The following is an 8,883-nucleotide window of genomic DNA, read 5'->3' as shown; positions in this document are numbered from 1 at the left end:
TCGCAGGACACTGTCGCTTTCGCGGATCGGCCGCCCGTGGGCAAGCCCGGCCCGCCCGTGGGCAAGCCCGGCCCGCCCGGACGGCTGCGCAGCGACTAGCGCAGCACCACCACGCCCCGCCCGCGGAACCGCACGCAGTCCGTCGCGACCTCGGCCGCTCCGAACCGGTAGAGCTCTTCGCCGGTGGCACCGGGGACCGGCACCTCGGCTGCGTCGTCGAGGAAGTTCACCACGACGTGCACGGGTGCCACGTCCGGTCCGAGCAGCCCACGCGTGAGCACCAGCCACCGGCGGTCCTCGCTGAACCGCACGGCGTTCGCCTCGTACCGGTGGTCGACGAAGGCCTGGTCGGTCCGGCGCAGGGCGACGAGCACGCGGTAGGCACGCAGGATCGCCGCACCCCGCTCGGAACTGACGTCGGCCCAGTCGAGCTTCGAGTTCGTGAACGTCGTCGGGTCCTGCGGGTCCGGCACGGCCGACTCGTCCCAGCCGTGCTCTGCGAACTCCGCGATGCGTCCCTCGGCCGTCGCCTTGCCGAGCTCCGGCTCCGGGTGCGACGTGAAGAACTGCCACGGTGTCGTCGCGGCGAACTCCTCACCCATGAACAGCATGGGCGTGAACGGGCCCAGCAGCGTCAGTGCCGCGGCGATGACGAGGCCTTCGTCGTCGAGCGTCGCCGCCAGACGGTCGCCCGCCGCGCGGTTGCCGATCTGGTCGTGGTTCTGGTTCGTGACGACCAGGGCCGTCGCCGGGGAGGTCCCACGGTCGATCGGTTGCCCGTGGCGCCGGCCACGGAACGACGACCACGTGCCGTCGTGGAAGAACCCGTGGTCGAGCACCTTCGCGAGCGCCGACAGCGGTGCGAAGTCGGCGTAGTAGCCGTTCGTCTCGCCCGTCAGCGCCACGTGCACGGCGTGGTGGAAGTCGTCGGACCACTGTCCGGCGAGCCCGTACCCGGCGGCTTCCCGCGGGCGGAACATCACCGGGTCGTTGAGGTCCGACTCGGCGAGCAGGGACAGCGGACGACCGACGAAGGAACCGTAGGCGTCCGTCTCGTCGGCCATCTCGGCCAGGACGTGCGGCCGCGTGGTGTCGCGGATCGCGTGCACGGCGTCGAGCCGGAGCCCGTCGACGTGGTGGTCGCGGAACCACATGCGCACGTTGTCGAGCACGTACCGACGCACCTCGGGGTGCTCGACGTTCACCGAGTCGCCCCACGTGTTCGCGAGCCCCTGCACCAGGTACGGCCCGAACAGCGGCAGGTAGTTGCCGCTCGGCCCGAGGTGGTTGTAGACGACGTCCTGGATGACGCCCAGGCCGAGTGAGTGCGCCGTGTCGACGAAGCGGTCGTAGGCGTCGGGGCCGCCGTACGGGGCGTGCACCGCGTACCAGGCGACCCCGTCGTAGCCCCAGTTCCACTCACCGTTCACACCGTTCACGGGCAGCAGTTCGACGAACTCGACGCCGAGTTCGACCAGGTGGTCGAGCTTCTGCGCCGCCGCGTCGAGGGTCCCCTCCGGCGTGTAGGTGCCGACGTGCATCTCGTAGATGACGGCACCGCGGGCTGGACGCCCGGTCCACGACTCGTCGGTCCACGCGAAGCGCGCGGGGTCGACGACGGCGGACGTGCCGTGCACCCCGTCCGGCTGGAAGCGACTGCGGGGGTCGGGTCGGACCGCGTCGTCGTCGCCGAGGCGGAACCCGTAGCGGGCACCGACGACCGGCATGATCGCGTCGGTCGACCACCAGTCGTCGTCGCCCCGGGTCAGCGGGTACTCGACGTCGTCGACGACCAGCCGGACGCGGTCCGGCTCGGGCGCCCAGACGGCGTAACGGTCGGGTGCGGTCATGCGTGACCCTCCAGGATGTCGATCTCCGCTTGCGCGTCGGACTCGGTCGCCGGGGTGGTCCGGGCGGTCGACCGGGAGGCCCGTCCCGCGTCGGACGCGTCGGTCACCGTGTCGGCGTGGCCGGGTTCCCCGACCGTGGCGGCCGGCACGAGCAGCGCGACCGGGTAGGTGGTGAGCAGATCCGCGAGGGCGATGCCCCGGCTGGCCGGGAAGGTCCTGCCGGTGAGCAGGTCGACCCGGTCGACGGCGACGGCGTGCACGAGGGTGTCACCCCAGCCACCGACCCGTTCGAGGCCGATCGGCAGGCGCGTGGCGATCGTCACGGCACCGCCGCGGTCGAACGCGACGACGTGGTCCGCCGCGCTGCCCGTCGCCTCGAGCGCGAGGTACCGCGTGAAGAGCTCCGGGTGGTCGCGGCGGAGACGGAGTGCACGGGCGGTCACGAGGAGCTTCGCGGCGCCGTCGATCCCGATCGCCGGGAGGTCCTCGGGGCCGTCGTCGTCCGGGCCGTCGATCTCGGCGAGGACGTGGCGCCGCTCGGCGTAGTCCACGGCTCGGCGGTTGTCGGGGTCGACGAGGGACCGGTCCCAGAACTCGGTGCCCTGGTAGACGTCGGGGACGCCGGGTGCCGTGAGCTGCACGAGCTTCTGCGCGAGCCCGTTCGACCACCCAGCCGCGTCGATCCGTTCGTCGAGGGCATCGAGCACGGCCACCACGGCGGGCTCGTCGAACGCCGCGTCGACGAGGGCGTGCATCCGCTCCTCGAACGCCGAGTCCGGCTCCGTCCAGGTGGTGCTGTCACCGGCTTCGCGGGATGCCTTCTCGGCGTAGGCGTGCAGCCGCTCACGACTCGCGGGTCGGGCACCGACGATCGCCTGCCAGAGCAGGTCCGCGAACACGCGGTCCTCGAGCGGGACGAGGGACTGCAACCGGTCGAGCGTTTCGGCCCACTCGCTGCCGAGCTCGGCCAGGACCGCGATGCGTGCGCGGGTGTCCTCGCTGCGCTTCGTGTCGTGGGTGGTGAGCGTCGTCATGGTGTGCGGCCAGCTGCCGAGCCGGTCGCGCTGCGCCTGGTGGAAGTCGGCCACGGACACCGCGAAGACGCTCGGGTCACCACCGACCTCGCTCAGGGACGTCAAGCGGGACGTGCGGTAGAACGCGGTGTCCTCGACGCCCTTGGCCATCACCATGCCGCTCGTCTGCTGCAGGCGGATCGCGGCGGCGTTGTCCGGGTCGACGAGCGCCGGGGCGATCCGGTCGATGACGTCGTCGAGGTCGGGACGGGCCTCTGCCGCGCGTTCGAGCGCCGCGATGAGGTGGTGGGCGCCCTCGGGCAGGTAGGTGCGGTACACGTCGAACGACGCCACGACCTCGGCGAGGGCGTCGACGAGCCGTTCGTGCGTGATCGCGTCCGCTCCTGCGGTGACCGGCGCGAGCAGTCGGGCGAGTCGCTCGACCTCGCTGCCGAGGATCCCGTCGGCGATGCCGCGGCGGGTGTCGTGCGTCAGCTGCTGCCAGTCGGCGGGCTCCGCGCCCGATGCCGCGGTCAGCGAGGGTTCGCCCTCGGGATCGACGAGCACACGGTCCAGGACGCCGAGCGCGTCGTACCCGGTCGTGCCGTCGACCGGCCACGAGCTCGGGAGTTCCTCGCCGGGTTCGAGGATCTTCTCGACGAGGGTGTACGCACCACCGGTCAGCTCGGCGAGGTCCTGCAGGTACCCGGCGGGGTCGTACAGTCCGTCCGGGTGGTCGATGCGCAGGCCGTCGACGAGGCCGTCGCGGAACCAGCCGCCGATGACGCCGTGCGACGCCGCGAACACCTCGGGTTCCTCGACCCGGATGGCCGCGAGCGTGTTCACCGCGAAGAACCGGCGGTAGTTGAGCTCGTGGTCCGCACGCTTCCAGTGCACGAACGCGTAGTGCTGCAGCGCGTGCACGGCCTCGACCGAGTCGCCCGGGTGGGCGGTGCCCGGCGCGGTCGGGTACGCGGTGTCGCCGACCCGGAGCACCGGGTGCTCGGCGTCGGACGTGTCGAGTGTGACCGCGTCGAGCAGCCGGTCGTCGAGGACCGGCACCCGGACCTTGCCGTCGCCGGCGTCCCAGTCGACGTCGAACGCCCAGGCGACGGGGGAGCCCTGGCCGAGTTCGAGCAGGGACCACCACCACGGGTTGACCGCCGGGGTGGCGACCCCGACGTGGTTCGGGACGACGTCGACCAGCACGCCGAGCCCGACCGCGTGCGCGGCCTCGGCGAGGACCCGGAGGGCCTCGTCACCGCCGCGGTCGGTGTCGACGTGCGTGTGGTCGACGACGTCGTAGCCGTGGTTCGAGCCGGGCTCCGACTGCAGGACCGGCGACAGGTACAGCCAGTCGGCCCCGAGGTCGTGCACGTAGTCGACGAGGTCGCGTGCGGCGGCCAGGTCGAAGTCCGCCGAGACCTGCAGCCGGTACGTCGATACGGGAACGCGACGTCCGGCCCCCGGCGTGACGGTCGTCATCGCGCGGTGCCGCTCGGTGCGGTGGAACCGGCCGGGTTGGCCGGGGTGACGGCGTCCTGCGGGGACCGGGGCTCAGGGGCGCCGTCGTGGTGCTGGACCTCGACCGGGGTGACCGAGACCTCGTGGTTCGGCTCGGCACGCAGGACGATCATCGACCGCGCGGGCACGTCGAGCGGTGTGCCCGCCTCGACGATCTCGTCGCGGGCACCGGGCTCGGCGGTGTCGATGCGGACCGTCCAGCCGGGTGCGTACTCCTCGGGCGGCAACGTGAACGTCACGACGTCGTCGTGGGCGTTGAAGTACGTGATGAACGCCACGTCGGTGACGCGCTCGCCGCGGGAGTCGCGCCCGCGGATGCCGTCGCCGTTCAGGTACATGCCGACGCTCTTGCCGAAACCGGAGTCCCAGTCCTCCGGCGACATCGCGTCGCCCTCGGGCGTGAGCCAGACGACGTCGGGCAGCGGCTCGTCCTGACCACGGCGCACCGGGCGCCCGTTGAAGTACCGGGTGCGACGGAACGTCGGGTGGTCGTGGCGCAGCTTGACCACGTCGGCCGTGAACTGGACGAGGTCGTCGTCCGCGGTGTCCCAGTCGATCCAGCTGAGCTCGGAGTCCTGTGCGTAGACGTTGTTGTTGCCGGACTGCGAACGGCCGAGCTCGTCACCGTGGGCGATCATCGGCACGCCCTGGCTGAGGAGCAGTGTCGCCAGGAAGTTCCGGCGTCGCTGGAGTCGCAGGGCGTTCACGGACTCGTCGTCCGTCGGACCCTCGGCGCCGGAGTTCCAGGACCGGTTGTGGCTCTCGCCGTCGTTGTTGTCCTCGCCGTTGGCGTCGTTGTGCTTCTCGTTGTAGGCGACGAGGTCGTACAGCGTGAAGCCGTCGTGCGCGGTGATGAAGTTGATGCTCGCCTTGGGCGTGCGGCCGTCGTGCTCGTACAGGTCGGCCGAGCCGGAGATGCGCGACGCGAACTCACCGAGGGTCGACGACTCGCCGCGCCAGAAGTCGCGCACGGTGTCGCGGTACTTGCCGTTCCACTCCGACCACTGGGGCGGGAAGTTGCCGACCTGGTAGCCGCCGGGGCCGACGTCCCACGGCTCGGCGATGAGCTTGACCTGCGACACGATCGGGTCCTGCTGCACGAGCTCGAAGAACGCGGACAGGCGGTCCACCTCGTAGAACTCGCGGGCGAGCGCCGAGGCGAGGTCGAAGCGGAAGCCGTCGACGTGCATCTCGGTCACCCAGTAGCGCAGGGAGTCGAGGATGAGCTGCAGCGAGTGCGGGTGCCCGACGTTGAGCGAGTTCCCGGTGCCCGTGTAGTCCATGTAGAACTTCTTGTCGTCGTCCACCAGGCGGTAGTACGCCGCGTTGTCGATCCCTCGGAACGACAGCGTCGGCCCGAGGTGGTTGCCCTCGGCGGTGTGGTTGTAGACGACGTCGAGCACGACCTCGATGCCGGCGCGGTGGAGCTCCCGCACCATCGTCTTGAACTCCTGCACCTGCTGCCCCTGGTCGCCCGAGGACGAGTACGAGGAGTGCGGCGCGAAGAAGCCGATCGTGTTGTAGCCCCAGTAGTTCGACAGCCCCTTGTCCTGCAGGGTCGAGTCGTTCACGAACTGGTGCACCGGCATGAGCTCGAGCGTCGTGATGCCGAGTCGCTTCAGGTGCTCGATGACCGCGGGGTGCGAGACGCCGGCGTAGGTGCCGCGCTGCTCCTCGGGCACGTCGGGGTGGGTCTCGGTGAGGCCCTTGACGTGCGCTTCGTAGATGACCGTTTCGCCGTAGGGCGTGCGCGGTGCGCGGTCGCCCTGCCAGTCGAAGAACGGGTTGATCACGACGCCCTTCATCATGTGCGCCGCGGAGTCGTCGTCGTTCGTCGAGTCCGGGTCGCCGAACGTGTAGGCGAAGAGCGACTGGTCCCAGTCGATCTCGCCGCTCGTCGCCTTGGCGTAGGGGTCGAGCAGCAGCTTTGACGGGTTGCAGCGTGCGCCGTTGTCGGGGTCGTACGGGCCGTGGACACGGAAGCCGTACTCCTGGCCGGGGCCGACGTTCGGCAGGTACGCGTGCCAGACGTAGGCGTCGACCTCGACGAGGGGGATGCACTCTTCGTTGCCGTCGGTGTCGAACAGACAGAGTTCGACGCGCTCGGCGACCTCACTGAAGAGCGCGAAGTTCGTGCCGCTTCCGTCGTAGGTCGCCCCGAGCGGGTACGGGTTGCCGGGCCAGGTGTGCAAACGGTCCTCCAGGTGATGGTCGCGCCAACATATCGGTGACACCCGTCCGCGTCCGCAGACAAGCACCAGCTGTGTACCCGTGCGCGCGTGGCCCGCCCTGTGGAGGAACGGACGAGTAGCGTCGCGCGCATGGCCAACATCGTCACGCAGATCGCAGACAAGGTACGCCCGATCGGCGTCTCCACGAACTACGGAGACCCCGTCGAGGTCGGCGACCAGACCCTCATCCCGGTGTCCCTCGGCTGGTTCGGCTTCGGGGGCGGCGGGGACGACGAGAACGGCGGCGGCGGTGGCGGCGGCGCGTCGATCCCGGTCGGCGCGTACATCCGTCGCCCCGGCAAGGACCTCGAGTTCGAGCCGAACCTCATCTCGCTCGTCGCGGTGAGCATCCCGCTCGTCTGGGTGACCGGCACCGTGCTCCGCAAACTGGTGCGCGTCCTGAAGAAGTAGCGACACACCGGACGGGAGGCCCGTGGCGGACCCGCCACGGGCCTCCCGTCCGATGTGTGGTCGCGACCCGTCACGTGGTCGCGACCACGTCTAGACTGCTGGGACACACACGGGAGTCCGGGACCGCCGGGCTGAGAGGGAGCGAGTGGCGCTCCGACCGTCGAACCTGATCCGGATCATGCCGGCGCAGGGAGGAGTCCAGCACCATGTCTTCTGGCACGTCATCAACCGTCCACACCGCCCCGCGGCGATCGCTGCGCTGGCGGGTCGTCGACATCGTCGTCGCGAGCGTGCTCGCGGTGGCGCTCGGCGTCGTCTTCCGGCTGTGGGAGTTCGGCTACGAACCCATCAGCGCCGTCATGGACCTCGTCCTCCCGGGCACGAAGGCCCTGTTCGGCGGAGTCTGGTTGCTCGCCGGCCCGCTCGTCGCGATCGTCGTCCGCAAGCCCGGCGCCGCGCTCTACGGTGAGATGGTCGCCGCGTCCGTCGAGGCACTGTTCGGCACGCAGTGGGGGTGGCTGACGCTCGAGGCCGGACTCGTCCAGGGTCTCGGCGCCGAGATCGTCCTCGCACTCTTCCTGTACCGCGTGTACCGGCTGCCGGTCGTCGTCCTGGCGGGCGCCGCAGCCGGTCTCGCGCTCGGCATCAACGACACCGTGCTGTGGTACCCGGGTCTCGACGCCGCGTTCAAGGTCGTCTACGTCGTGTGCGCGATCGTGTCGGGTGCCGTCATCGCGGGCGCCGGCTCATGGCTGGTCGTCCGGGCGCTCGCACGCACCGGCGTGCTCTCGTCGTTCGCGGCGGGCCGGGAGCACAGCCGGCGTCGGCCGCGCGAACTGGTGTGACGGTGTCCGCTCCGTCGTCGACGTCCCCGGACGTCGTCGGCGTGCGCGCCGCGCGCATCGCGTTCCGCGACTGGGGATGGCGTTACCCCGAACGTGCCGAGTGGGCCGTCCGCGGCGTCGACCTGACCGTCGAGGCCGGGGAGCGGGTCGCGATCGTCGGGCCGTCCGGCTCCGGCAAGTCGACGCTGCTCCGGGCAGTGGCCGCCGTGCTGCCCGACGAACCCGACCCCACCGACGACACCGCTGCTTCCGTGCAGGGCTCGGTCCTGGTCGACGGTGCCGACCCCCGCGCGGTCCGCGGGCGTGTCGGCCTCGTCATGCAGGACCCCGAGGCGCACACCGTGATGTCGCGGATCGGCGACGACGTGGCCTTCGGGTGCGAGAACCTCGGCGTCCCGCGCGACGAGACCTGGGCACGGGTGCGGTCGGCGCTCGCGGTCGTCGGGCTCGACCTGGCGCTCGACCGTTCGACCGCGATGCTCTCCGGCGGCCAGCGGCAACGACTGGCGCTCGCCGGGGTGCTCGCGATGCGTCCGGGAGCCCTCGTGCTCGACGAACCCTGCGCGAACCTCGACCCGGCCGGCGTGGCCCAGGTGCACGACGCCGTCCGCGCACTGCTCGACGAGACGGGGGCGACCCTGCTCGTGGTGGAGCACCGGATCGGCACCTGGCTCGACCTGGTCGACCGCCTCGTGCTGCTCGAGCCCGGCGGCGGGGTCGTCGCGGACGGCGCGCCTGCCGAGGTGCTCGCCCGCCACGGCGCCGCGCTCACCGCGGCCGGGGTGTGGGTGCCCGGCGCCGAGCCGGAGCGTGGCGCGGCCCGCGGGCGGATTCGTGCGGCTGCGCGAACGGGCGAAATGCCCGGGTCGGCTGCCGAGGGGACCGCGGCATTTCGCCCGCTCGGCGAATCGGCCGGAGAGGTGGCGGGCGACGAGTTCCGTGCGGCTGCGCGAACGGGCGAAATGCCCGAGTCGGCGGCCGAGGGGACCGCGGCATTTCGCCCGCTGGG

6 protein-coding genes and 1 riboswitch are annotated in these 8,883 nt (G+C 71.3%); of the genes, 3 read left to right on the top strand and 3 right to left on the bottom strand.

All coding sequences use genetic code 11. The annotated features are described in order from the left end of the window. Positions 1-95: 95 nt before the first annotated feature. Genes treZ through glgX form a run of 3 tightly spaced genes read right to left on the bottom strand, consistent with a single transcriptional unit; the run spans position 96 to position 6,579 of the window. Complete coding sequence (gene treZ / locus GVL05_RS19205) at positions 96-1,850, bottom strand: malto-oligosyltrehalose trehalohydrolase (RefSeq protein WP_159574184.1); 1,755 nt, start codon at positions 1,848-1,850, stop codon at positions 96-98. Further along, positions 1,847-4,348 carry a malto-oligosyltrehalose synthase gene (treY, locus tag GVL05_RS19200; protein WP_159574183.1) on the bottom strand — a complete coding sequence of 834 codons (2,502 nt, stop codon included), beginning with the start codon at positions 4,346-4,348 and terminating at the stop codon, positions 1,847-1,849. The genes treZ and treY overlap by 4 nt, the downstream gene beginning before the upstream one ends. Beyond that, on the bottom strand, positions 4,345-6,579 hold the full coding sequence (gene glgX, locus GVL05_RS19195) for a glycogen debranching protein GlgX (RefSeq protein WP_123294024.1): 2,235 nt from the start codon (positions 6,577-6,579) through the stop codon (positions 4,345-4,347). The genes treY and glgX overlap by 4 nt, the downstream gene beginning before the upstream one ends. 129 nt (positions 6,580-6,708) lie before the next feature. On the opposite strand from glgX, the gene GVL05_RS19190 reads away from it, so the two are divergent. The 3 genes from GVL05_RS19190 to GVL05_RS19180 form a co-directional block, all read left to right on the top strand. Next, the gene (locus GVL05_RS19190; RefSeq protein WP_111086838.1) at positions 6,709-7,029 is read left to right on the top strand and encodes a hypothetical protein; all 321 of its coding nucleotides are present in this window, start codon (positions 6,709-6,711) and stop codon (positions 7,027-7,029) included. Between the two features lie 99 nt (positions 7,030-7,128). Beyond that, a riboswitch (TPP riboswitch) is annotated at positions 7,129-7,240 on the top strand. Beyond that, positions 7,236-7,874, top strand: a complete 639-nt coding sequence (locus GVL05_RS19185) for an ECF transporter S component (protein ID WP_123294023.1) — start codon at positions 7,236-7,238, stop codon at positions 7,872-7,874. It overlaps the preceding riboswitch by 5 nt. 2 nt (positions 7,875-7,876) lie before the next feature. After that, a partial coding sequence (locus GVL05_RS19180) for an ABC transporter ATP-binding protein (RefSeq protein WP_235036073.1) occupies positions 7,877-8,883 on the top strand: 1,007 nt, incomplete at its 3' end.

The organism is Curtobacterium sp. 18060, from assembly GCF_902706105.1.
In the GTDB taxonomy this organism is placed as follows: Bacteria; Actinomycetota; Actinomycetes; order Actinomycetales; family Microbacteriaceae; genus Curtobacterium.
Note: the sequence above shows the minus strand (reverse complement) of the source record. Positions and strands in the feature narration are given on the sequence as shown.

Coding starts and splice junctions, on each gene's coding strand:
- treZ (WP_159574184.1), bottom strand. CDS start 1,850: ATGACCGCACCCGACCGTTACGCCGTCTGGGCGCCCGAGCCGGACCGC.
- GVL05_RS19185 (WP_123294023.1), top strand. CDS start 7,236: ATGTCTTCTGGCACGTCATCAACCGTCCACACCGCCCCGCGGCGATCG.
- treY (WP_159574183.1), bottom strand. CDS start 4,348: ATGACGACCGTCACGCCGGGGGCCGGACGTCGCGTTCCCGTATCGACG.
- GVL05_RS19190 (WP_111086838.1), top strand. CDS start 6,709: ATGGCCAACATCGTCACGCAGATCGCAGACAAGGTACGCCCGATCGGC.